The 24,581-nt window shown below is 65.3% G+C and carries 20 protein-coding genes; 10 read left to right on the top strand and 10 right to left on the bottom strand.

Annotation, left to right across the window (positions count from 1 at the left end; translation table 11 throughout):
• Positions 1-97: 97 nt before the first annotated feature.
• The 4 genes from HZF03_RS11940 to HZF03_RS11925 form a co-directional block, all read right to left on the bottom strand.
• Positions 98-991: an NAD(P)-dependent oxidoreductase gene (locus tag HZF03_RS11940; protein WP_119018275.1), complete on the bottom strand. Its 894-nt coding sequence runs from the start codon at positions 989-991 to the stop codon at positions 98-100.
• A gap of 6 nt (positions 992-997) precedes the next feature.
• Positions 998-2,129 (bottom strand): peptide chain release factor 2 gene (prfB, locus tag HZF03_RS11935; protein WP_012495939.1). Its coding sequence is split into 2 segments (ribosomal slippage): positions 998-2,059 and positions 2,061-2,129, totalling 1,131 coding nucleotides; the frame shifts between segments, so codons are not numbered across the junction.
• A 117-nt stretch (positions 2,130-2,246) separates the two neighbouring features.
• Positions 2,247-4,745: a penicillin-binding protein 1A gene (locus tag HZF03_RS11930; protein WP_011158002.1), complete on the bottom strand. Its 2,499-nt coding sequence runs from the start codon at positions 4,743-4,745 to the stop codon at positions 2,247-2,249.
• A gap of 219 nt (positions 4,746-4,964) precedes the next feature.
• Positions 4,965-6,275, bottom strand: coding sequence for an N-acetylmuramoyl-L-alanine amidase (locus HZF03_RS11925; protein WP_119018274.1), 1,311 nt, complete (start codon positions 6,273-6,275; stop codon positions 4,965-4,967).
• Positions 6,276-6,975: 700 nt separating this feature from the next.
• On the opposite strand from HZF03_RS11925, the gene HZF03_RS11920 reads away from it, so the two are divergent.
• Both HZF03_RS11920 and HZF03_RS11915 read left to right on the top strand, forming a co-directional pair.
• On the top strand, positions 6,976-10,131 hold the full coding sequence (locus tag HZF03_RS11920; RefSeq protein WP_119018273.1) for a ribonuclease E/G: 3,156 nt from the start codon (positions 6,976-6,978) through the stop codon (positions 10,129-10,131).
• A 113-nt stretch (positions 10,132-10,244) separates the two neighbouring features.
• Positions 10,245-11,264, top strand: a complete 1,020-nt coding sequence (locus HZF03_RS11915; RefSeq protein ID WP_119018272.1) for a PGN_0703 family putative restriction endonuclease — start codon at positions 10,245-10,247, stop codon at positions 11,262-11,264.
• Between the two features lie 104 nt (positions 11,265-11,368).
• Here the strand turns inward: HZF03_RS11915 and HZF03_RS11910 are convergent, their stop codons facing one another.
• From HZF03_RS11910 to HZF03_RS11900, 3 genes are all read right to left on the bottom strand, one after another.
• Positions 11,369-12,706, bottom strand: a complete 1,338-nt coding sequence (locus HZF03_RS11910) for a dicarboxylate/amino acid:cation symporter (RefSeq protein WP_119018271.1) — start codon at positions 12,704-12,706, stop codon at positions 11,369-11,371.
• A 98-nt stretch (positions 12,707-12,804) separates the two neighbouring features.
• Positions 12,805-13,392, bottom strand: a complete 588-nt coding sequence (locus HZF03_RS11905; protein ID WP_104512670.1) for a biotin transporter BioY — start codon at positions 13,390-13,392, stop codon at positions 12,805-12,807.
• A gap of 128 nt (positions 13,393-13,520) precedes the next feature.
• Positions 13,521-14,711 (bottom strand): pyridoxal phosphate-dependent aminotransferase, encoded by a 1,191-nt coding sequence (locus HZF03_RS11900; protein WP_119018270.1) that lies wholly within the window; start codon positions 14,709-14,711, stop codon positions 13,521-13,523.
• A 107-nt stretch (positions 14,712-14,818) separates the two neighbouring features.
• Between HZF03_RS11900 and HZF03_RS11895 the strand changes: the two genes are divergently transcribed.
• From HZF03_RS11895 to HZF03_RS11880, 4 genes are all read left to right on the top strand, one after another.
• Positions 14,819-16,246 carry a M48 family metalloprotease gene (locus HZF03_RS11895; protein WP_119018269.1) on the top strand — a complete coding sequence of 476 codons (1,428 nt, stop codon included), beginning with the start codon at positions 14,819-14,821 and terminating at the stop codon, positions 16,244-16,246.
• 185 nt (positions 16,247-16,431) lie between these two features.
• Positions 16,432-16,821 carry a BA14K family protein gene (locus HZF03_RS11890; RefSeq protein WP_012495933.1) on the top strand — a complete coding sequence of 130 codons (390 nt, stop codon included), beginning with the start codon at positions 16,432-16,434 and terminating at the stop codon, positions 16,819-16,821.
• A gap of 211 nt (positions 16,822-17,032) precedes the next feature.
• Positions 17,033-17,662 carry a peroxiredoxin gene (locus HZF03_RS11885; RefSeq protein WP_012495932.1) on the top strand — a complete coding sequence of 210 codons (630 nt, stop codon included), beginning with the start codon at positions 17,033-17,035 and terminating at the stop codon, positions 17,660-17,662.
• A gap of 190 nt (positions 17,663-17,852) precedes the next feature.
• Positions 17,853-18,620 (top strand): DsbA family protein, encoded by a 768-nt coding sequence (locus HZF03_RS11880; protein WP_011157992.1) that lies wholly within the window; start codon positions 17,853-17,855, stop codon positions 18,618-18,620.
• Positions 18,621-18,704: 84 nt separating this feature from the next.
• On the opposite strand, the gene HZF03_RS11875 is transcribed toward HZF03_RS11880, so the two are convergent.
• From HZF03_RS11875 to HZF03_RS11865, 3 genes are all read right to left on the bottom strand, one after another.
• Positions 18,705-19,388 carry a TetR/AcrR family transcriptional regulator C-terminal domain-containing protein gene (locus HZF03_RS11875; RefSeq protein ID WP_119018268.1) on the bottom strand — a complete coding sequence of 228 codons (684 nt, stop codon included), beginning with the start codon at positions 19,386-19,388 and terminating at the stop codon, positions 18,705-18,707.
• Positions 19,385-20,338 carry a cation diffusion facilitator family transporter gene (locus HZF03_RS11870; RefSeq protein WP_011157990.1) on the bottom strand — a complete coding sequence of 318 codons (954 nt, stop codon included), beginning with the start codon at positions 20,336-20,338 and terminating at the stop codon, positions 19,385-19,387. The genes HZF03_RS11875 and HZF03_RS11870 overlap by 4 nt, the downstream gene beginning before the upstream one ends.
• A 340-nt stretch (positions 20,339-20,678) precedes the next feature.
• Complete coding sequence (locus HZF03_RS11865) at positions 20,679-20,891, bottom strand: hypothetical protein (RefSeq protein ID WP_012495930.1); 213 nt, start codon at positions 20,889-20,891, stop codon at positions 20,679-20,681.
• A gap of 266 nt (positions 20,892-21,157) precedes the next feature.
• On the opposite strand from HZF03_RS11865, the gene HZF03_RS11860 reads away from it, so the two are divergent.
• The 4 genes from HZF03_RS11860 (at position 21,158) to accC (ending at position 24,581) form a co-directional block, all read left to right on the top strand.
• On the top strand, positions 21,158-21,829 hold the full coding sequence (locus HZF03_RS11860; RefSeq protein WP_119018267.1) for a DUF1236 domain-containing protein: 672 nt from the start codon (positions 21,158-21,160) through the stop codon (positions 21,827-21,829).
• A gap of 293 nt (positions 21,830-22,122) precedes the next feature.
• Entirely contained in the window at positions 22,123-22,578 is a 456-nt protein-coding gene (aroQ, locus tag HZF03_RS11855; protein WP_012495928.1) for a type II 3-dehydroquinate dehydratase, read from the top strand.
• A 38-nt stretch (positions 22,579-22,616) separates the two neighbouring features.
• Positions 22,617-23,111, top strand: coding sequence for an acetyl-CoA carboxylase biotin carboxyl carrier protein (accB, locus tag HZF03_RS11850; RefSeq protein WP_011157986.1), 495 nt, complete (start codon positions 22,617-22,619; stop codon positions 23,109-23,111).
• 117 nt (positions 23,112-23,228) lie between these two features.
• A complete protein-coding gene (gene accC / locus HZF03_RS11845) occupies positions 23,229-24,581 on the top strand; it encodes an acetyl-CoA carboxylase biotin carboxylase subunit (protein WP_119018266.1) in 1,353 nt (450 codons plus the stop codon).

Below are 24,581 nucleotides of genomic sequence, written 5' to 3'. Positions count from 1 at the left end.
CAGCCTCGCGACAGCACGGCCGTCGATGATCCGCAGCGCGGTGGCGATCAGCGCTTGCACCGCGAAGGGTTAACCGATCAAGCCGTCGCGCCGCCGGTTAGTCGCGCGGATTCGGCTTCGACACCACTTCGACGATCCTGCCCTCATCGTCGTCCACCGCCGCATCGGTCGCGCGCGCGTAACTTGCCACCGCGGCACGCGACAACGGCAGTTCCAGTCGCAGCGTCTCGGCGAGTGCGGCCGCATAGCGCGCATCCTTGTGCCGGAGCGCAGCGGTGAAGGTCGGATTGCTGAAGTCGCGGGCGATCATGCGGGGCGCATGGCGCAGCACCTGAGGACTTGCCACTACGCTGCTGAGGAGCGCCTCGCGCACCAGCGCCATGTCGAGGCCGGCCTGTTCGGCGATCGCGATGCCCTCGGCGATGCCGGCGATCTGGATCGCGCCCATCAGATTGTTGATCAGCTTGTAGACCGTGCCGGCACCGACCGGGCCGAAATGGCGGATCGTCTGGCTCAGCGGCGCGAGAAACGGCCGGGCCTGATCGAGGTCGGCCGGCTCAGCGCCGATCAGCAGCGTCAGCTCGCCGCGCGCTGCAGCGTCGGGAAGTCCGGTCACCGGACAATCGATATAGACGAGGCCTCGCGCACGGAGCGTAGCAGCCATATCGAGCGCATGCCGATGCGACACCGTCGAGCATTCCATCGCCAGCGTCCCTGCGGCGGCGGTCGTCGCCGCGCCATCGGGGCCGAGCCACACCGCCTGCGAGACAGCATCGTCGGCGACCATTGTGAGGATGGCGCGCGCGTCGCGCGCTGCTTCAGCCGGGCTATCAGCCCATCGCGCGCCGCGGCGGATCAGGTCGTCCGCCTTGGCCTTGCTGCGATTCCACACCGCGACGTCGAAGCCGGCTTCGAGCAGCCGGCCGGCCATGCCGTGGCCCATCTTGCCGAGGCCGATGAAGGCGACGCGGGTTTGGGGAACGCCCGCCATCGCTGCTTAGTCGACATCCTCGATCGCGCCCGGTCCGCCGCCGAAGGCGCGCTGGGCCAGGGTGGCGGCCATGAACTCGTCGAGATCGCCGTCGAGCACGCCGGCGGTGTCCGAGGTCTGCACGCCGGTGCGAAGGTCTTTGACCATCTGATACGGCTGCAGCACGTAAGAGCGGATCTGATGGCCCCAGCCTATCTCGGTCTTGGCGGCCTGATCGGCGGCGGCCTGCTCCTCGCGCTTCTTCAGTTCGATCTCGTACAGGCGGGCGCGCAACATGTCCCACGCCTGGGCGCGGTTCTTGTGCTGCGAGCGGCCGGCCTGACAGACCACCGCGACGCCGGTCGGGATGTGGGTCAGGCGCACCGCGGATTCGGTCTTGTTGACGTGCTGACCGCCGGCGCCGCCGGAGCGCATCGTATCGACGCGGACGTCGGACTCGGCGATGTCGATCTTGATCGAATTGTCGATCACCGGGAAAATCTGAACCGACGAGAACGAGGTGTGCCGACGGGCGTTGGAGTCGAACGGCGAGATCCGCACCAGGCGATGCACGCCGGCTTCGGTCTTCAGCCAGCCATAGGCGTTGTGGCCGGAGATCTGAATCGTCGCCGATTTGATCCCCGCCTCTTCGCCCTCGGACTCTTCGAGATACTCGATCTTGAAGCCGTGCTTCTCGGCCCAGCGGACGTACATCCGCAGCAGCATCGAGGCCCAGTCCTGGCTTTCGGTGCCGCCGGCGCCGGCGTGGACTTCGAGATAGGTGTCGAAGCGATCGGCTTCGCCGGACAGCAGCGCTTCCAGCTCGCGGCGCGCCACTTCCTTCTTCAGCGCCTTGAGCGCATCCTCGGCTTCCTTGACGATGCCTTCGTCGCCCTCGGCTTCGCCGAGTTCGATCATCTCGATATTGTCGGTCAGCTCACGCTCGACCTTGCCGATGCCGGTGAGCGAATCCTCAAGCGAGGTGCGCTCCTGCATCAGCTTCTGGGCCTTCTGCGGATCGTTCCAGAGGTCGGGATCCTCGGCGAGCTTGTTCAGCTCCGCGAGGCGGACGGTCGACTGATCGACGTCAAAGATGCCTCCTCAGCAGCCCGACTGACTGCTTGATCTCTTCGACGAGGCGTTCGATTTCTGCGCGCATGGAAACTCTGATGGCGGAGACGCGGCCCTCGTGGCCGCATCAATGATGAAGGCGATTTAGCGGTCGCGGCGGCAAAGCGCAATCGCCGCGATCAACCACGCGGCGATTGGCCGTGGGCTAGTACAGCCCGCCAGTGCCCGGCCGCATGAAGCCGCGATCGTCCGGCGGCGCCATCTGCTGTTGCTGCTGCTGGCGCGCGTCGGCGTCGGCGACGCCGATCACCGCGTAATTGTCCGGCGGCGCGGTGCCAGGCTTGAACGCCTCGAGGATGGTGCGGCCGTCGCCCGGGCCGGCCCGCATGCCGCTCTTGGCGTCGACCCGGACCAGCTTGATGCCGGCCGGCACGCGGAACGGCACCGCGGGCTTCTCGGCGAGCGCGAGCTTGAAGAAGTCCTTGGCGATCGGCGCCGCGAGATGGCCGCCGGTCGCGCCGCGGCCGAGATTGCGCGGCTTGTCGTAGCCGATATAGACGCCGCAAACGAGGTCCGGCGAGAAGCCGATGAACCAGGCGTCCTTCTCGTCGTTGGTGGTGCCGGTCTTGCCGGCGATCGGCTTGCCGACCTCGCGCAGCACCGTCGCGGTGCCGGCCTGAACCACGCCTTCCATCATCGACGTGATCTGGTAAGCGGTCATCGGATCGAGCACCTGCTCGCGGCGGTCGACGAGCTGAGGCTCCGGCTGGTTCTTCCAGCCGTTGGGCGCTTCGCAGCCGCGGCATTCGCGCTGATCGTGCTTGAAGATGGTGTGGCCGTAGCGGTCCTGGATGCGGTCGATCAGCGTCGCCTTCACCCGCCGTCCGCCATTGGCGAACATCGAATAGGCGGTGACCATCCGCATCACCGTGGTTTCACCGGCGCCGAGCGCATACGACAGATAGTTCGGCAGGTCGTCATAGACGCCGAACCGCTTGGCGTATTCGCCGATCAACGGCATGCCGATGTCCTGCGCCAGCCGCACCGTCACTGTGTTGAGCGAGCGCTGCAGCGCGTTGCGCAGCGTGGTCGGGCCGTAATACTTGCCGGTCGAGTAGTTCTCAGGACGCCACACGCCGACGCCCTGCCCCTGGTCGATTTCGATCGGGGCGTCGATCACCACCGTCGACGGGGTGTAGCCGTTGTCCATCGCCGCCGAATACACCAGCGGCTTGAACGACGAACCCGGCTGCCGATACGCCTGAGTGGCGCGGTTGAACTGGCTCTGGTCGAACGAGAAGCCGCCGACCATCGCCAGCACGCGGCCGGTCAGCGGGTCCATCACCACCATCGCGCCGGACACTTCCGGCAGCTGCCGCAGGCGGTACTGGCCCTCGATTGCCTTGCCGTCCTTGTCGAGCAGCGGGTCGACATAGATCACCTCGCCCGGCGACAGCACTTCCGACACCGTGCGCGGGGTCTTGCCGCGCGACGGGCCGGCGGCCGGCTTGGCCCATTTGACGCCTTCGAGCGTGACCAGACCGGTCTCGCGCTGCTTGGAGATCGCGCCGCCGAGTTCGCGGCCGGGCTGAAGTCCGATCCGCGCGGATTGGTCGGAGGTCTCCAGCACCACCGCCATCCGCCACGGCGTGATGTCGGCGAGCGCTTTCACGTCGGCGAGCTTGACGCCCCAGTCGCCGGCGATTTCCAGCTTGGTGACCGGCCCGCGCCAGCCGCGCGCTTCATCGAACCGGACGAGGCCCGCGACCATGGTCTTGCGCGCTTCGATCTGCAGCTTCGGATCAAGCGTGGTGCGCACCGACAGGCCGCCCTCGTACAGCTTCTTCTCGCCGTAGCGCTCGAAGATGTCGCGGCGGACTTCTTCGGCGAAGTATTCGCCCGCGAAGGTGTGCGCGGCGTTGCCACGGTTGGTGACGGTGAGCGGCGACTTGCGCGCCTTGTCGGCGTCGGCCTGGTTGATCCAGCCGTTCTCGACCAGGCGGTCGATCACGTAATTGCGGCGCTCGACGGCGCGGTCGTGGTTGCGGATCGGGTGCAGCGCTGCGGGCGCCTTCGGCAGCGCCGCCAGATACGACGCTTCCGCGACCGTCAGTTCGTTCACCGACTTGTCGAAATAGACCAGAGAAGCCGCGGCAATGCCGTAGGCGCCGAGGCCCAGATAGATCTCGTTGAGATACAGCTCGAGGATCTTGTCCTTGGAATAGGCGCGCTCGATCCGCATCGCCAGCAAGGCTTCCTTGATCTTGCGGGTGAACGACACCTCGTTGGTCAGAAGGAAGTTCTTGGCGACCTGCTGGGTGATGGTGGAGGCGCCCTGCGGCCGGCGGTTGGTGCCAATGTTCTGCGCGTACAACAGCGCGGCGCGCGCCATGCCCTGATAGTCGATGCCGCCGTGCTCGTAGAAATTCTTGTCTTCGGCGGCGAGGAACGCGTTGATCACCAGCTTCGGCACCGCCTGGATCGGCAGGTACAGCCGGCGCTCCTTGGCGTATTCGGCGAGCAGCGATCCGTCGGACGCATGGATTCGCGTCATCACCGGCGGTTCGTAGTCCTGCAGCTGCGAGTAGTCCGGCAGGTCCTTGGAGAAATGCCAGATCAGCCCGGCGGCAGCTGCAACGCCGACCAGGAACACGATTGTTCCGGCCGCGAACAGGAAGCCGAAGAAACGCAGCAGAAAGCGCATCAGAGAGTTCCGTTTCCATCCAGGGCCGCGCCTCGCGGCGGATGTCCCTTGACCGAGAATGCCACCGTTCGCAACCCGGGCGGTTTGCGCCACCGGGCGAGGCCCGAACTGCAATCGCCTCGCGAACCGGGCAGCCTGTCTTATCGACTTCTTATAGAACTTACGCTGTGGCCAAACTAGGGCCCGGCCAGGCCTGTCCCCGCACCGCTGATGGCCGCCTCAGCCCGGCGGACCGGCGGTCACCAGGCGCTTGCTCAGGAACGAATCGATCGCCTGGGCGACCGCGCCAACGGTCTTGCTGCGCCACTGTTCAGACAGTAGGTACTGCAGATCGGCCTTGTTGGAGACGTAGCCGAGCTCGATCAGCACCGAGGGCACGTCGGGGGCCTTCAGCACCCTGAAGCCGGCCGACTTCATCGGCCGCTTATGCATCCGGGTGGTCGCCTTCATGTCCTTCATCAGCTGCTGGGCGAATCGGTTGGAAAACGCCTTGGTCTCGCGCTGTGCCAGGTCGATCAGGATATCGGCGACCTCGGTCGGCTCTTCGGTAAGATTGACGCCGCCGATCGCGTCGGCCTTGTTTTCGGCGTCGGCCAGCCGCTGCGCTTCGGCGTCGGAAGCCTTGTCGGACAGCGTGTAAATGGTGGCGCCCTGGGCGTCGCCCTCCCGTCGCGGCAGCGCGTCGGCATGGATCGAGACGAACAGCGCGGCGGACTGCTCGCGTGCGATCTTCACCCGGTCTCCGAGCGGAATGAAGGTATCGTCGGCACGGGTCAGCACCACCCGGAATTTGCCCTGCTGCGCCAGCCGGTCACGCAGCGCGACGGCGAAATCGAGCACGATGGTCTTCTCGGCAACGCCATCGGCGGATTGGGTGCCATTGTCGATACCGCCGTGGCCGGGGTCGATCACCACCACCGGGCGAGGATCGTCGGTCTCGACCTTCGGCAGCGGCACGCTCCGGGACACCGTCGCGGTGGTCTCGGTGCCGGCCACCGTCGGGCGCAATTCGGCGACGTTCTCGGCGGTCTGCAGCGCCTGCATGAAGGCGGCGCGGTCGATCGACTCGAGATCGATCACCATCCGTCCGGGTTGGCCGTTGGCGGGATCGAGCATCTCGGCCTTGGCGATCTTGGCAGGCCCGGAGAGATCGAGCACGATTCGCGAGCCGCCGGGCATCACGAGGCCGTAGCGGAAAGCCTTGATCAGGCCGCGCCCGCTTTCGCCGGTGCCCTTCGGCAGCCGGAAATTGACTTGCGGCAGATCGATGACGACGCGGTACGGGTCGGCCAGCGCGAAGGCGCGAAGCGGCACCTTCCCGTCGAGATCGACGATCAGGCGGGTCTGGTGATCATCACCGGCGATGCGGGCGTCGGAAGCGATCGGAAAAGACGTCGGAACAGGAGCGACGGCGGGCGCAGCGGTCTCGGCGACGGCAGGCGTCAGCGCGGAGGGCGCCAGGCACAAAAATGCTGCAGCGCACGCACTGATTGCACAGTACAAAACAAAATGATTTGCGCGGCGTGCCAAACGAATCCCAACCCTCCCGGAAGTCGTTCTACCGCAATAGAACTGCACGGTTAATCGGACCTTAAGTGGCTCGGGATGAAACCTGCGGGGTGTTGCCGGGCCGCGACGCTCACCTTGCAACCGCCACCCAATCCACGTATGTATTTACTGCTGACGGTCTATACTACCGGTTGTGTCGCGTTCAGCCACTCGGTGCAGCGCTAAGTCCCCGATCCCAAACCCGGCGGATTTTGCGTTTTGCCGGCCCCTCCAAGCCAGCGCAGCGCGCGGCAGGTCAAGGAGTGCCGGCCCAGCCCGAACGGCGTCCGTCCCCGGGCCTTCTCTTGTACCAGGGACGGTTCAACACTTCATGACCGGCTACATTCGGCACACCCGCCGGATGCCCTACTCCGGCTTAGCGCCTCGGCGCGGAGCCGGCCCATCAGCGAGACAACACGGCGGCTGATCGAGCCGCCACCTGTTCAGACGGGCCGACGCTTAATGCGCCAGACTGCGATGCCGAATCCGACCCACGCAAAGGCCGCGCCGCCGCGAAGCTCTCGCTTCGCTTTGCGCGTCGCCTCGGGTCCCCGACCGGCACGGCACACCGCGATGCGTTTCGGCCTTCCCCTCACCCCCGAATCAGGTGGACCGTCGCGTCTGCCGGCCGCGCTGCTTGCGCGAGCCGTTTCGCGCGCGCTTCGCCGACATGAGTTGAAAAATGGCCAACAAGATGCTGATCGACGCCACCCACCCGGAAGAGACCCGGGTGGTCGTGGTCCGTGGCAACCGCGTCGAAGAGTTTGATTTCGAAACCGCCCAGCGCAAACAACTCCGCGGCAATATCTATCTCGCAAAAGTCACCCGGGTTGAACCCTCGCTACAAGCCGCTTTCATCGAATATGGCGGCAATCGCCACGGCTTCCTCGCCTTCAGCGAAATCCATCCCGACTATTATCAAATCCCGGTCGCCGACCGGCAGGCCCTGATCGAAGCCGACGAACGCGCCCACCGCGAAGCCGAAGAAGAAAACGAGCAGCGCTCCAGCCGCCGCCGGTCGCGGCATCGCAGCCATCGCCGCCGCAACAACGGCGAGCGGGTGCAGAGCGAGATCGTCGAAGCCGCTACCGACGTCGCGGCCGAGCAGCCCCACGAGGCTGCCGACCATCAAGAGGCGCACGAGGCCGGGGCTCACGCCGAGGCCGAGCGCTTGATGCACGAGTTGCCGGAGGGTGAGACCGCCGAGCAGCACGACGCCGAGTACGCCGCCGATCACGAACACACCCACGCCGAAGCTGCTCCGTCCGAGCCTCAGGTGAGCGCTGCGGCCGAGCCCGTCACGATCGAGCAGCCGGCGGTTGCCGAGGCTCCCGCGCCGGTCGAAGCCCCGCAGGCAGCGGCGTCGCACGACGAAACCGACGCGCACGACGACGACCACGGCGAGGACAGCGCGAACTACGCCGAGGACGCGCCGTTCCCGATCGACGAGCACCACGAGGCCGAAGACGAACACGAGGCGCACGACGATCACGTTGAAGCCGAGCACGAGGTCGAAACCGACTCCGACACCGAGGCGGAAGCCGAGGACGACGAGGAAGAGGATGACGAAGAGGAAGCCGAGGAGGACGTGGTCGAGTCCGTCGGCGGTGACGACGTGCTCGAGGAAGTGCCGGAACGCGCCTTCCGTCCGCGCCGGCAGTACAAGATCCAGGAAGTCATCAAGCGCCGCCAGGTGATGCTGGTGCAGGTCGTCAAGGAAGAGCGCGGCAACAAGGGTGCTGCGCTCACCACCTACCTGTCGCTCGCCGGGCGTTACGCCGTGTTGATGCCGAACACCGCCCGCGGCGGCGGTATCAGCCGCAAGATCACCTCGGCCCAGGACCGCTCACGGCTGAAGGAAGTAGTGCAGGACCTCGACGTGCCGGAAGGCATGGGCGTGATCCTGCGCACCGCCGGCGCCTCGCGGACCAAGCCCGAGATCAAGCGCGACTTCGAATACCTGATCCGGATGTGGGAGACGGTGCGCGACGTCACGCTGAACTCGCAGGCGCCGAAGCTGGTCTATGAAGAAGGCTCGCTGATCAAGCGCTCCCTGCGCGACCTCTACAACAAGGAAATCGACGAGGTGCTGGTCGCCGGCGAAGCCGGCTATCGCGAAGCCCGCGACTTCATGCACATGCTGATGCCGTCGCAGGTGCGCGCGGTGAAGCTGTATCGTGACGGCCAGCCGCTGTTCTCGCGGATGGGCGTCGAGAGCCAGCTCGACGCGATGTTCTCGCCGACCGTGCAGCTCCGCTCCGGCGGCTACATCGTCATCAACCAGACCGAAGCGCTGGTCTCGATCGACGTCAACTCCGGCCGCTCGACCCGCGAGCACCACATCGAGGACACCGCGCTCAAGACCAACATGGAAGCCGCCGAGGAAGTCGCCCGGCAGCTCCGGCTGCGCGACCTCGCCGGCCTGATCGTCATCGACTTCATCGACATGGACGAGAAGCGCAACAACCGGGCGGTCGAGCGCAAGCTCAGCGACTGCCTGAGGCAGGATCGCGCCCGCATCCAGGTCGGCCGCATCTCGCATTTCGGCCTGCTCGAAATGTCGCGCCAGCGCATCCGCGCCAGCGTGCTGGAGAGCTCGACCGAGCCCTGCCCGCATTGCGGCGGCTCGGGCCACGTCCGCTCGGTCTCCTCGGTCGCGCTACAGCTGCTGCGCGGCCTCGAAGAGGTGCTGATGAAGGGCGCTACACACAACCTGATCGTGCGCACCCGCACCGACGTGGCGCTGTACGTCCTCAACCACAAGCGCGGCCATCTGCGCGACCTCGAGACCGGCTTCCGGGTATCGCTGTCGGTGCTGGCCGATCCGACCGTCAGCGGCCAGCAGTCGTTCGTGATCGACCGCGGTGAGCAGGTCCACACGCTCGAGACTGCCAAGGCGCTGCTCGCCGCGCAGATCGCCGCCTCCCCGGCGCCGCTCGACGAGCCCGAGGATGACGACGGCTACGATTTCGAAGCCGAGATCGAGACCGATGAGACCGTCGGCCTCACCGAGGATCAGGGCAGCGAGGCCGGCGAAAGCGAAAGCGAAGGCCGCAAGCGTCGCCGTCGCCGCCGCCGTCGGCGGTCGGGCGAGCCGCGTGAAGCCGCCGAAGCTGGTGCAGTGGGCGAAGATGGCGAGCAGCCGTTTGTTTCCGAAGGCGTCGAACAGGTCGGCGAAGCTGACGAAGGCGACGAGGCCGGCGAAGACGACAGCGACGCCGAAGCCCGGGCCGACCAAGGCGAGAACGGCGAACGCCGTCCGCGCCGCCGCGGTCGTCGCGGTGGCCGTCGCCGTCGCGGCAATGCCGAGGCCGGCGAGAACGAAGCCGGCGTGGTCGGCTCGATCAGCGACGAACTCTCCCCGACGGACGAAGCGGAAGCTGCGGACGCTGTCGCCGACTTCGACGGCGGCAGCCCCTCGGTGCAACCCAGCTTCGAACCGGCCGCCGAGGCCGAGCAGCCGCACGACGCTCTGCCGCACGACATTGCGCCTTCCGAGCCGCAACACACGGCAGCTACCGCCGCACCCGACACCAGCGATCCGTCCGCCGAGGACGACAGCGCCGCGAAGAAGGCCGCGCGTCGCCGCTCCACGGTGCGCGAAAAGGTGAGCTTCGGCGCATCGGCCGCCGCCTCCGAAACGACGGCAGAGGCCGCAACCGAAGTGCAGCCCGAGCCGACCGCTCAGGCCGAGCAGCCGGCCACGGCCGCGCCTGCGGTGGAAGCCCCGGCCGCCGAGGCCGCGCCACAAGCAGCCGCGCAACCCGCAGAGGAGCCCTCCTCGGCCGCCCCGCGGCGCGTCGGCTGGTGGTCCCGCCGCTTCGGCGGTGGCAATTAATCCGCCATCAAGACAACAGCCTCCAAAATGCCCGCGCACGTCGCGGGCATTTTCTTTTTCAGCCGCCGACGGTCGGTTCGCGATCACCGCATTTCAAAACATGGATATTGCTCATGGATACTCAGCCTGAGAACACCCCAAGCAGCCGCCGCTCGTCATTGACATTCGAAGTCGGCGAACGCCTGCGCCAGACCGCCTTTCTGGATGAAACGCTCCCGGCGCGCACCTGCTTTCAGAACTCACCCTATCGGGTGGGCCCGAGCGAGAAGGCGCAGCTCCTGGCACCGATGATCAGGAGCACTGCCGCGCAATACTTCTCCAAGTACAAAATTAGTTGGCACCGCCATGCCAACCACGCACTGTCGTCTCAGCAATGCTGCCTCAACTTCCTGATGCCGCTGGCCGAACGGCCGGACCGCCTCTCACAATTGATCGGCCGCGCTCTCGACATCCGGCCGCCGGATATGATGCCGGTCGAAGATGGTCCTGACGGACGGCCATGGTACGTCGGCTTCGAATGGAACGGCGGCGGGCATGACTATCTGAACGAGAGCAAGAACGGAAAGCCGCTGCAGCGCGGCGCTAATTCGACCAGCGCCGATGCGGTCGTCCGGTTCTGCACGGATCAGGGCCCCGAGTTTCTGCTGATCGAGTGGAAATACACCGAGAAGTATGGAGCCCCGATCCCGAAGAGCGGCAATTCCGAACGATGCCGTCGCTATTCAGGGATTGCCTTCAATCCAAAGGGGCCGCTTAAGACCAATCCAGATCTCAATGTGACGGATTTTTTCTACGAGCCTTTCTATCAACTGCTCCGTCAGCAGATGATGGCGCACCAGATGCAACTGGCGCAGCACGATGGTGCACGCCGCGTTCGGGTGCTGCATATCTCACCCGCGGGAAATCATGCGCTGCACCGCGTCACCTCGCCGCCCCTGCGAGAGCTCGGCTGCGGTACCGATGCGTTCGATTTATTCCGCTCACTCCTTGTGCAGCCGAACGATTTCGTCAATCGCACCATTGAGGAGCTGTTTCTGCCGACTCTCCGCGAAGCCGGGGCAGACGATCCATGGGCCTCTTATTTGACCCGGCGCTATAGCTTCCTGTCCGACGTCGCTTCCAACGCCTCGTAGAAATCTGCGTATCGTTCACACCTACGAAACGCCCCCCCCAAAACGCCGATGCCCGCGACGAGCGCGGGCATCTCACGATCAGAGCGAGTATTGAAGCGACGGCGTCAGCCGGTGGTGACGGCGGTCTCGACGTCGGAGGGGTCGACGTTGCGGCTGAGGTTGGCGCGCAGGCGGTCGTGGTCGAGTTCACCTTCCCACCACGACACGAACACCGCGGCGACGCCGTTGCCGGTGATGTTGGTGAGGGCGCGAACCTCGCTCATGAACTTGTCGATCGAGAACACGATCGCCATACCGGGCACCAGCGCCGGGTTCACGGCCGCGAGCGTGCCGGCGAGCGTGACGAAGCCGGCACCGGTGACGCCGCTGGCGCCCTTCGAGGTCAACATCGCCACCAAGAGGATCGCGACCTGATCGCCGAACGACAATTCGATGCCGAGCGCCTGGGCGATGAACAGCGTCGCCAGCGTCATGTAGATGTTGGTGCCGTCGAGGTTGAACGAGTAGCCGGTCGGAACCACGAGGCCCACCACCGACTTCGAACAGCCGAGCCGCTCCAGCTTCTCCATCAACTGCGGCAGCGCGCTTTCCGACGACGAGGTGCCGAGGACGATCAGCAGCTCGTCCTTAATGTAGCCGATGAACCTGAAGATGTTGAAGCCAACGAACTTGGCGATGGTGCCGAGCACCAGAACGACGAACAGCGCCGAGGTGGCGTAGAACAGCGCCACCAGGCCGATCAGATTGCCGAGCGCGGCCGGGCCGTATTTGCCGATGGTGAACGCCATCGCACCGAACGCACCGATCGGCGCCGCCTTCATCACGATGGCGATGACGCCGAACACCGCGTGCGCGGCGTCATCGATCACGTCGCGCAGCCGGTGGCCGCGCTCGCCGAGCGCCATCAGCGCGAAGCCGAACAGCACCGCGAACAATAGCACCTGCAGGATGTCGCCCTTGGCGAAGGCGCCGACCACGCTGTCCGGGATGATGTGCAGCACGAAGTCGACGGCGCTCATGTGGCTGGCCTGATCGACGTACTTGGCCACCGCACCGGCGTCCGGCTTGGCGGCGAGACCGTGACCGACCGGAAACAGATTGCCGACGATCAGGCCAAGGACCAGCGCGAACGACGACACCACTTCGAAATACAGCAGCGCCTTGATGCCGACGCGGCCGACCTTGCGGGCGTCCTGGATGTGGGCGATGCCCGACACCACGGTGCAGAAGATGATCGGCGCGATCACCATCTTGATCAGCTTGACGAAGCCGTCGCCGAGCGCCTTGATCCATTCGTTGGTGGCGAAATGCGGCGACAGCCATCCGACCAGCACGCCGACCACGATCGCGAACAGCACCTGCACGTAAAGCACCTTGTAGAAGGGCTTCGACTTGCCGCGCTTCGGCAGTGCCGGTGCATCGATATGGGTCGTTGCCGACATGGCGATCACTCCACTCGCTTGATGCCTGTCGAACGATAAGACATTGCAGGCCGACCGCAGGCAGTCCGGTCGACCTAGTCGATTTGAAGAACGAACCGTCAGCGTTGGCGGTCGACGATGCGGCGCACCGCGGGCAGCAAGGCCGCGCCGAGCGCGGACTTGACCAGCGAGCCGGCGAGGAACGGAACCACCCCGACCCACCACGCCTTGGCGAGGCCGAGATGCAGACCGAAGGCGAGCCAGGCGAAGCCGAGCGTCAGAATGGCGAGGTGACCGGCGAGCATTGCGGCGAACAGCTTCGCCACCGAGCGGTCGAAGCCGCGTTCGGCGCACCAGCCGACCAGGACGGCGGCGACCACGAAGCCGGCCAGATAGCCGGCGGTCGGGCCGAGCAGCGGCGCCAGCCCGCCGACCGGCCCGGCAAACACCGGCCATCCGGCGGCGCCTTCGGCCAGATAGGCGAGCACGGTCGCGGCACCGAGCCGCGCGCCGTAGGCGGCGCCGATCAGCACCACCATCAGCGTCTGCAGCGTCATTGGAACCAGCGGCAGCGGCAAGTTGACCTTGGCGGACAGCGCCAGCAGCACCGAGCCGAAGGCGATCAAAACCGCCATCCGCAACCAGGCAGAGAATCCGTCCGTGCGCCGCGGCCACAAAGCGGCTGCGAGCGCGGTGTGGCCGCCCATCCTGGGCGGCGCGGACGAACCGAGCGGCAAGGGAATTCTCCCGAGAGGAATTAGTCGCGGGAGCCTATAGCGACGAAATGCCGCGAAGATCAAGCAGTGAAATTGCCGACACAGTCATTCTGGCGAAATTATCGACCAAGCCAAGCCGTGATCCGGCGTACCGCCTCGCGCATGTCGTCCGCCGAGCGGGCGTAGGAAAACCGCACGAAGCTCTTGCCGCGCACCGGGTCGAAATCGATCCCCGGGGTCGCCGCCACCCTCGCCTCTTCCAGCATCCGCTTGGTGAAATCGTAGCTGTCGGCGGTGAAGGCCGAGACGTCGGCGTACAGATAGAATGCGCCGTCGGCCGGCAGGAACTCGGTCAAGCCCGCCTTCGGCAGCCCTTCGATCAGGATCGCGCGGTTCTCTTCATAGCCGCGCTTGACCGCTTCCATCTCGTCGCGCCCGTCGAACGCCGCCTCGGCGGCGATCTGCGACAGCGTCGGCACCGAGATCGCCAGATTCTGCTGCAGACGCTCGACCGGCCGCACCAGGCTCTCCGGCAGCACCATCCAGCCGACGCGCCAGCCGGTCATGCAGAAGTACTTCGAGAACGAATTGATCACCACCGCGTTCGGTGACAGCTCCGCAGCGGTCACCGCGGGGAATGCATAGTCGAGGCCGTGATAGATCTCGTCGGAGATGAAGCGGATGCCTTCGCTTTCGGCGACCGCGATCAGTTCGGTCAGCGCCTCGCGCGTCATCATCGTGCCGGTTGGATTGGCGGGACTGCCGACCAGCACACCCTTCAGCGGTGCCTTGCGGTGCGCGGCAAGCAGCGCCTCGCCGGTCAGCGCATGACGCGTCTCGCTGTGGGTTTCGATCGGCACCGGTACGCAGCCGAGCGCATTCAGAATGTGGCGATACGGCGGATAGCCCGGCACCGTCACTGCGACGCGGTCGCCCGGTTCGAACAGAGCCAGGAACGACAGGATGAACGCGCCCGACGACCCGGTGGTGACCACGATGCGGTCCGGATCGACGTCGCTGCGATAGGTTTCGCGATAATGCTTCGCGATCCGTGCGCGCAGCGACGGAATCCCGAGTGCGGACGTGTAGTCGATCCGGCTGCTGTCGAGCGCCGCATGCGCGGCGGCAAGCGCTGCACGCGGCGCCGGCGCCCATGGCTGTCCGACTTCCATATGAATGACGTGACCGCCCGCCGCTTCGATCCGGTCGGCCGCGGCCATCACGTCCATCACCATGAACGGCGGTACGTCGCTGCGGGCAGACGCGGTCAACAATCCGCGCGCACGTTGTGTCTTGGTCGCATCGAGCATCGAATTCTGCTATCCCCGCGCGGTCTGTTCGGTGAACCCGCTGCGCGCCGCGCCGCTGCCGTCTTGCTGGGCCGACCTGGAGATACCCGGAATTCGATGCTCGGCCAATGCTGAAGGACATTGCAGTTTTCGCCGGACGGCTATGCCCGTCCGCACGCAAGCAGGCGTCGCGGCTGGTCGCGGGGCTCACCGCGCTCGCGCTGGCGATCACGCCGGTTCCCGCGCTGGCGCAGGCCCCCACGCCGAAGGGGCCGCCGCTGCTGCGCGACACCGAGACCGAGCAGTTGCTGCGCGACTACACCCGGCCGATCCTGCGCGTCGCCGGACTCGAGAAGCAGAACATCCAAGTCGCGATCATCAACGATCCGACCTTCAACGCCTTCGTCGCCGACGGCCATCGCATCTTCGTCAACTACGGCGCGCTGCTGCAGTCGGAAACGCCGAATCAACTGATCGGCGTGCTGGCGCACGAAACCGGCCACCTCGCCGGCGGCCATCTCTCCAAGCTGCGCACCCAGCTCGCGCAGGCACAGACGCAGATGATCGTCGCGATGCTGCTCGGCGTCGGCGCGATGGTGGCGGGCGCCAGCGCCGGCCCGAACAGCGGCGCAGCCAATATCGGCGCGGCGGCGATCACCGCGCCGCAGGAAGTGATCCGGCGCAATCTGCTGTCGTATCAACGCCAGCAGGAAGAGAATGCCGACCGTGCCGCGGTGAAGTTTCTCAATGCCACGCAGCAATCTGCGAAGGGCATGTACGAGACCTTCCAGCGCTTCACCAATGAGAGCCTGTTCGCGGCGCGCGGCGCCGATCCCTATGCGCAATCGCATCCGATGCCGGCCGAACGCGTCTCCGCGCTCGCCGAGCTGGCGCGGACCAGCGCGTATTGGGACAAGAAGGATGATCCGGCGCTGCAGATGCGCCACGAGATGATGCGCGCCAAGGTGTCGGGCTTCATGGAACGGGCCGATACGGTGTACCGACGCTATCCGGCGTCGAACACCAGCCTTCCGGCGCGCTACGCGCGCGCGATCGCCAGCTATCTGCACGGCGATCCGCGGTCTGCGCTGGCACAGATCGACGGCTTGATTCAGGCTCAGCCCAACAATCCCTACTTCTACGAGCTACGCGGCCAGGCACTGCTCGAAGGCGGCAAGCCGGCCGAAGCGATCGCACCGCTGCGCAAAGCGGTGGCGATGACCAATGGCGCGCCGCTGATCCAAATCCTGCTCGGCCAGGCGCTGGTTGCCAGCAACAACAAGGCCTACACCGACGAAGCCATCCAGATCCTGCGCGGCGCGCTCGGCCGCGAGGGCGAAGTGCCGCTCGGCTTCAGCCATCTGGCAATGGCTTACGGGCAGAAGGGCAACTACGCCGAGGCCGATCTCGCCTCGGCACAAGCGGCTTACTTGCGAGGCGATGCCAAGACCGCCCGCGAGCTGGCGGCCCGCGCCAAGACCCGCTTCCCGGTCGGCTCGCCCGGCTGGGTCAAGGCCGACGACATCGTCGCGGCCAAGATGCCGGGCCAGAAATAGCGTTCCGCGCTTCATTGTCGCGCTGCGGCGGATTGTCCGTTGTTCGCAGCTCTGTCACACTCCCTACGCGGCGATCTTATCCGCCTCTTGAGTCTCGCGATCGCCCCAGCATCGCGACGGTTGCGTCAAGCGCTCAGCGCTCACCAGCAAACACCATCGCTGCACCAATATCGGGAGAAGCATCCATGACCAACTCGACACGGCCCTCGGGCAACAAGCCCCGCAAGTTCATCACGCGTGCGCTGGCGAGCGTTGCGCTGCTGACGATGTACGGTTTGGGAATGATCGCCACCACCAGCGCGGCCATGACGCTGGCTTCGACGCCGGCGCATGCGCAGCGCGGCTGGGGCCGCGGGCGCGGACGTGGATGGGATCGCGGCCGTGGGCGCGGCTGGGGTGGCCCGGGCGCCGCGGTCGGTATCGGCATCGGCGCGGCGATCGTCGGCGGCGCGATTGCAGCCAGTCAGGCAGAAGCGGCACGGCAGCAGGATTACTGCGCACGACGCTTCCGATCGTACAATCCGGCGACCGGCACCTACATCGCCAAGGGCGGCCGCGAGGTGCCCTGCCCGTAGCCGTACCGAGATACGACGTACCGAGACACAACATTCATCGAGCGGTGCATGACCATCATGCACCGCTCGATACTTTTTGCAGATGCTTTTGCGACGAGTTCCTTGATCCTGCGGTGCGGAATCTCCATTTAGAAGGTCTCCATCCTTCCACGTGCACGACCTCGTTCGGCGCGTGACCCAGCACTCAACAAACGTACAGGAGACCGTACCGATGTCCCTTCATATCGGCGACATTGCCCCCGACTTCACCGCCGACACCACCAAGGGCAAGATTTCGTTCCACGACTTCATCGGCAACTCCTGGGTCTTCTTCTTCAGCCATCCCGCCGACTTCACCCCGGTCTGCACCACCGAGATGGGCAAGACCGCCAAGCTGGCGCAGCCGTTCGCATCTCGGAACGTCAAGCCGATCGGCCTGTCGACCGACACCGTGGATGAGCACCTGAAGTGGATCGCGGACGTCAACGATACCCAGCAGACCGACCTGCAATTCCCGATCATTGCCGATCCGGAGCTGAAGGTCGCCAAGCTCTACGACATGATCCATCCGAACCAGAGCGATACCGCCGCGGTGCGTTCGGTGTTCATCATCGATCCGAACAAGAAGATCCGCCTCACCATGACCTACCCGATGAATGTCGGGCGGAACTTCGACGAGATCCTGCGCGTAATCGATGCGCTGCAGTTCGCCGACAAGCACACCGTCGCGGCCCCGGCCGACTGGCGCCCGGGCGACAAGGTCATCATCCCGCTGTCGGTCAAAGGCGAAGCCGCCACCAAGGCGTTCCCGCAGGGCTGGGAAGAACCCCGCCCCTATCTGCGCCTGACCACCATCAAGTAACTCGGCACGCGATCTGACGACGCCGGCGTTCGGTTCTCCCGGGCGCCGGCGTCGTTGCGTCGCACCGGCCTCAGGCCCTGTCTGACCGGATCGTGTTCACAAAAACCGCGTATTTGCCGGGGAAAAGCGCTATGAAACGTCCGAATCCACGCGTCTTTTCCACGACCTGACCCGCCGAAGGGATCCGCCTATGCTGTCGTTCCGCCCGCTCGCCACAGCCCTGCTCGCGCTCGCCATCGTTGGCGCGCCGGCCGTCGCCTCGGCGCAGAAGTTCTCCGACGAGCAGCGGAGCCAGATCGAAACGATCATCAAGGAATATCTGGTGTCGCATCCCGAGGTGCTCGAAGAAGCCTCGGAAGAGCTCGGCAAGCGCCAGGCGGCGGCGCAGGCCGAAAAGCATCAGCAGGCGATCAAGGACAACGCCGACATCATCTACAATTCGCCGCGCGGCGTGACGGTCGGCAACAAGAACGGCGACGTCACCATGGTCGAGTTCTTCGACTACAATTGCGGTTACTGCAAACGCGCGATGACCGACATGATGGAGCTGATGAAGGACGATCCGAACCTGAAGGTCGTTCTGAAGGAATTCCCGGTGCTCGGCCCGCCCTCCGTCGAAGCCGCTCAGGTCGCAATCGCCGTGCGGATGCAGGACCCGACCGGCAAGAAGTATCTCGACTTCCACCAGAAGCTGCTCGGCGGCCGCGGGCAGGCCGACAAGGCGCGCGCGCTCGCAGCCGCGAAGGACGCCGGCCTCGACCCCGCCAAGATCGAAAAGGACATGAACAGCCCGGAAGTGCGCGCCACGATCGAAGAAAGCTTCAAGCTCGCGGAGTCGATGGGCATGAACGGCACGCCGAGCTATGTGATCGGCAAGCAGGTGGTGGTCGGCGCGGTCGGCCTCGACACGCTGCGCCAGAAAATCAACACCGCGCGCTGCGGCAAGGACAAGTGCTGAGCGCGATCGACGCCTGAGTTAGCATCGCCAGTCGCCGTGTGTCGCCGGCGCTGGCGATCTAGCCCAACGACGACGAGGCGCGTTTCAGTCCGACCTGCGGTCCGAGCGGCTGCATAGTCCTTCGATAAACAGCTCGTTGGCGATTTCGAAGACGGTTTCCGTTTCGACGGCCAGATACGAGCGAGCCAGCTTCCTCAGCACCGGAAACTCGGCAGACGGCAACTCCTCCATTTCGGCGACTTCGGACTCGCGAGCTGGCCTGACCAGCCCGCTGATCTCCGCCGTGCACAGACCGATCACGCCGGCGTACCAGGCGAGGCAAACGGCAGATGCGTCCGCATCGCACACACCTGCATCGGCCAGCGCGCGGTGAACCATTTCGATATGGGGGAAGTCCGCAACGCCGGTGTTGAGAAATCTCTGCAGCAGCGGAAACGTGTTGGGATATCGGAGCGCCAGCGCGCGATGATCGCGCGCGTGGGTGCGGAGCCGATCCTGCCAAGTCAGATCGTTGCCGACCGGCGACAGCTTCGCCACCAGCGCATCGGCCATCGCGCGATACATGCCGTCCTTGTTCTTGAAGTGATAGAGGATCGCCATCGGATCGCAGCCGACTCTGTCGCCGAGTTTGCGCACGCTGAAGGCCGCCTCTCCCAGCTCTTCCATCAGGCTCACGGCCGTTTCGACGATCTCATGCTTCGCAAGACCGCGCGGGCCGGAAACCGCGCGGATCTTGGTGTTCGACTTCGCATCTGCAGTCGACGTCATTCGGCCCATTCAGGATCACCCGTGAAAACGACGGTCAGCCAACGGTTCGGTCCGTCGTCGCCGACCAGATCTCCGATCTCGTCCCGCAACATGTCCCACTCGCCGATCGTGCGCGCAGGCGCATCGGCAGGAACGATGAAGTAGAGCTCGATCTCCTTCGATCGTCCGACCCGCGCCACGTAGGCACGATACGAGACGAAGCCGTGCTTGGCGACGAACGCCGCTGCCACCGTGTCCAGGTGCTTCTTCAGATCGACCGGGGTGACCAGAAAGATGTCGGCCAGCGCCTGCCGCACCGTCGAGACCGGAAGAGGAATGATGAGCACGCACACCGCCGCCAGAACCGCCGGATCGATGTAGGGCGAAATCCACTGCCATGACGTCCCCTGCACCGCCAGGCCGATCATGAAGGCGATCAGCAGCGCGGCGCTGATGCCGGCCGACATGATCCAACCGCGCACGTCGAGGCGAAGGAATTCGGATCCAATCTTGCGATTGGCCCGCCATTCCACGGCCGCGATGCCCGCGCAGGCGATCACCGTGACGGCTGCGTAGATCAGCGCCGAACCGAATTCCAGATCACGCCCGCCGCTCAGCAGGCTGCCGATGGCCGTGACCAGCGCGTAGAGCGCCGCACTGATCAGCAAGATTCCGTTCAGCCCGAGCACCATCGGCTCGAGGTGCCAGAGGCCGAACGAAAAGCGTTCCCTGAGCTTGCGCGACAGATGATCCGCCACCGCGTAGGACGTGATCAGGTTGACCACGATCAGCGACAGCAGGCTCATCCCCGCATCGATCAGGGAATACACCCCATCGAACACGATCGAGAACGATCCCGAGAACAGGCCGAAGCCGATCCCGAGGAACGAGATCACGAAGGTCACGGCGATCGAGGTTCTCAACACGCCGCGTTCGTCTGACAAATCAAAAATAGAGAGCAGTCCGCTCATGGTTCGCTCGCAGTCCGAGCCTCGCGTCGCGAGTTAGCCCTCGGACACGCGCGTCCGCATCCATGCAGACGGGTGCAAGACCGGCGGTCCGGCCAAGAGCCTGATTGAGGGTCGCGAAACGTGTCGCGACAACACCGTGAGAAGCTCTCGCGACGCTGTCAGCCGCTGACGGTAGCCAATTTCTACACTGTAGAGATTAGTCAGGCAACCGTACGATGCCGTGCCATCCTGACGCAGGAATGACGGTCTCCCGCCACCTCCCCGGCGGCGTGACAAGTTTTGCGCGGGCATCGGCAGCCGGCCCGCGCACATCGTGTTCGGATGCGAGTTACAGAAGGGTCTAGGACGGAAACTCGGTTTCGGCGACGTCGACGCGGTCGGCGTGTAGCGACCATTCCGGCAGCCGCTCCTGTTCACAGAACCGCTGCTTGGCGAGCTCGATTGCGCCATCGCTGGTTTCGGCATCGACTTCCAGCAAGCCCTGGCAGACTTCCTCGTGACGACCGTTCTCGCCGAGGATGCCCTTCATAAATCGCACGATGTAGCGAGCCATGACACCTCCGGTTGGAAGCTCGCGGCGGAGGCGCACGCCTGAATTCGCTTGGGCTGGTTCAGGCTGCTGGGCCGCGAGCGGATGGGTCGGGCAATCGCGACCGGATCATTGGGTCGCACGGAGCCTCACGACCGTCAGACTAGTCCGAACGTGACGGTTCGACAAAACAAAACTCCGGGAACGTCAGCGTACGGAACTCATCGCCCGCGCGGGAACGGTGCTGCAGGGATGAAGTTGAGGCACGGGCAGGCACAGGGAGAGCACCAATGAACCATCGCTTGTTGCTGTCAGTCGCCGCCGCCGCTCTGATCGCTGGCGGAGCCGTTGCCAATGCGCAGTCGCCGTCCTCCAGTAGTTCCAGCGGCAGTAGCGGCGCCGCCCCGTCCTCGCCGTCGGTGGGACAATCCGCACCCGGGCCGAGCGGTGCCGGCGGTTCGCAGATGCAGCGCTCTGAATCCCCGTCTGGCACCTCGCGCGAAGTTCCGGCGATGGATCGCAGCGCCAACGACGCCACCAAGGGTGTCAGCGATCATGACCGCGACCGCTCCAAAATGAAGGCCGAAGATCGCAACGAACGCAGCGGCAACCGCAATGCCGACAATGATCGCGACCATGACCGCAGCAAGCAACGCGGTGCGGATAGCGATCGCTCGTCGACCACCACCGGCCAGGCCGGCGCTCGCGCGCAGCTCTCGACCGAGCAGCGCACCAAGATCACCACGGTGATCAAGAACCAGCACATCGAGCCCCAGACGAACGTCAACTTCTCGATCTCGGTCGGCACGCGCGTGCCGCGCGAGGTCCACTTCCATCCACTTCCCACCGACATCGTGACGATCTATCCGGATTGGCGCGGCTATGAGTTCTTCATAGTGCGCGACGAGATCGTGGTGGTGAATCCGCGCACGCTGGAGATCGTCGCCGTCCTCGACATCTGATCAAGGCACTCCGATCCAGGGGGCGGTCACCCGGCCGTCCCCTGTGCATTCCGCATGGGTGCCCCGGCACCTTGTCGAGCCTTGATTGCGAACAATTCCTGTCGGTTGCGCAGGCGAACTCGTCCAAAGCATCAGGGATTTCATCCCCTGTTCGAGCCTGTTCAGGCTTCCCCTCAGCCCCGAGGTTACCTATAACGCCCGCGATCAGGTGAATTTCGCCGGATTCCGACAGGCCGTGCGGCGGGTTGTCCCGCTCGGCTGGATCAGATTCGCAAAAATTGCCGGAATTTTCGATGGCTCAGACGATTTACGTGCTGAACGGCCCGAACTTGAATCTGCTCGGGACCCGTGAGCCGGAAATCTACGGTCGCGCCACCTTGGCCGATGTCGAGAAGCTGTGCGCCGAGACCGCCGCCGGTTTCGGTCTGGTCGCCGTGTGCCGTCAGTCCAACCACGAAGGCCAGCTGATCGACTGGATTCACCAGGCGCGCAGCGAAAAGGTGGCTGGCCTCGTGATCAATGCCGGCGGCTATACCCACACCTCGATCGCCCTGCACGACGCTCTGGTCGGCGTGCAGATTCCGACGGTGGAAGTCCATGTTTCCAACGTATTTGCGCGTGAGGACTTTCGTCACCACTCCTTCATCGCGAAGGCCGCCTTCGCCAGCCTCTGCGGCTTCGGCATCGACGGCTATCGCCTGGCCATCACCGGCCTCGCCGCCAAACTCGGCGCCAGCGCCACGGCCTGAGCCCGCCCGTTCACTCAAGACATCTGGATCGACACACCATGGCCCGCCAGCCTGCAGAGAAAACCGCCGCCGAGCCGACCACCGCCCCGGCGACCGACGACAGCAGCCTGATCCGCGAACTCGCGGTGCTGCTGGATGAGACCAACCTGACCGAGATCGAGATCGAACGAGCCGGTTTGCGCGTGCGCGTCGCTCGTAACGTCAGCATCGCCGCCGCGGTGCCGGCTGCCTATGCGCCGGCGCCCGCCGCAGGTGGCGCCGCCGCGAAAGACACCGCGTCGGTCGATCTCGCCAAACATCCGGGCGTGGTCACCTCGCCGATGGTCGGCACCGTGTACTGGGCGCCGGAGCCGGGCGCCAAGCCGTTCATCGATGTCGGCAGCCGGGTGTCGGTCGGCGAGACGCTGTTCATCGTCGAGGCGATGAAGACCATGAACCAGATTCCTTCGCCGAAGGCCGGCGTCGTCACCCAGATCCTCGTCGAAGACGGCCAGCCGGTCGAGTTCGGCGAACCGCTGGTCGTGATCGAGTAACAAGCGAGTGGCGGGCAGCAAGCAGCGAGCCGAAACAAGCCGCTTAGCTGCCTCTCTTTCCATTCCACCTTCGCTACTCGCCCTTCGCCTCTTTGGCCTCACAGCGCGGTTAAGCCGATGTTCGATAAAATCCTGATAGCTAATCGCGGCGAGATCGCCCTGCGCGTGCTGCGCGCGTGCAAGGAGCTCGGCATCGCCACGGTCGCGGTCCACTCCACCGCGGACGCCGACGCGATGCACGTCCGCCTCGCCGACGAGAGCGTGTGCATCGGCCCGCCGCCGTCCAAGGACAGCTACCTCAACGTGCCGGCGCTGCTCGCCGCCTGCGAGATCACCGGCGCCGATGCGGTGCATCCGGGCTACGGCTTCCTGTCCGAGAACGCCCGCTTCGCCGAAATCCTCTCCGACCACAATCTTCACTTCATCGGACCGAAGGCCGAACACATCCGGCTGATGGGCGACAAGATCGAGGCCAAGAAGACCGCCAAGAGGCTCGGCATTCCGGTCGTCCCGGGCTCCGACGGCGGGGTCGGCCCAGACGACGATGCGATGGCGATCGCCCAGGAAATCGGCTTCCCGGTGCTGGTCAAAGCCGCAGCGGGCGGCGGCGGCCGCGGCATGAAGGTCGCACACACCGCCGACGACCTGGCGCTGGCGATCTCCACCGCCGGCAACGAGGCCAAGGCCGCGTTCGGCGACGCGTCGGTGTATCTCGAAAAGTATCTGCAGAAGCCGCGCCACATCGAAATCCAGGTGCTCGGTGACGGCCGCGGCGGTGCGATCCATCTCGGCGAGCGCGACTGCTCGCTGCAGCGCCGGCATCAGAAGGTGTGGGAGGAAAGCCCCTCGCCGGTGATCAGCCCGGAGGCGCGCGCCCGGATCGGCGGGATCTGCGCCAAGGCGATGCAGGACATGCAGTATCTCGGCGTCGGGACGATCGAGTTCCTGTACGAGGACGGCGAGTTCTATTTCATCGAAATGAACACCCGCATCCAGGTCGAGCATCCGGTGACCGAGATGATCACCGGCATCGATCTGGTGCTGGAGCAGATCCGGATTGCCGCCGGCGGCGACCTGCCGGTGACGCAGGACGAGATCACCCTCAACGGTCATGCCATCGAGTGCCGGGTCAACGCCGAGAACCCGGTGACCTTCCGGCCGTCGCCCGGCAAGATCTCGCGCTATCATCCACCCGGCGGCCTCGGCATCCGGATCGATTCAGCGGTGTATCAGGGCTACACGATCCCGCCCTATTACGACTCGCTGGTCGGCAAGCTGATCGTCCACGGCAAGACCCGCGGCGAGTGCCTGATGCGGCTGCGCCGCGCGCTCGACGAGATGGTGGTGGACGGCATCGAGACCACGCTGCCGCTGTTCCGCGCCCTGGTGCGTGAGCCGTCGATCATCGACGGCGACTACCACATCCATTGGCTGGAGCAGTATCTGGCTTCAGGCGATCCTGCAGGTTAG

Origin of the sequence: Rhodopseudomonas palustris, assembly GCF_013415845.1 — a bacterium.
Classification (GTDB): domain Bacteria; phylum Pseudomonadota; class Alphaproteobacteria; order Rhizobiales; family Xanthobacteraceae; genus Rhodopseudomonas; species Rhodopseudomonas palustris_F.
Note: the sequence above shows the minus strand (reverse complement) of the source record. Positions and strands in the feature narration are given on the sequence as shown.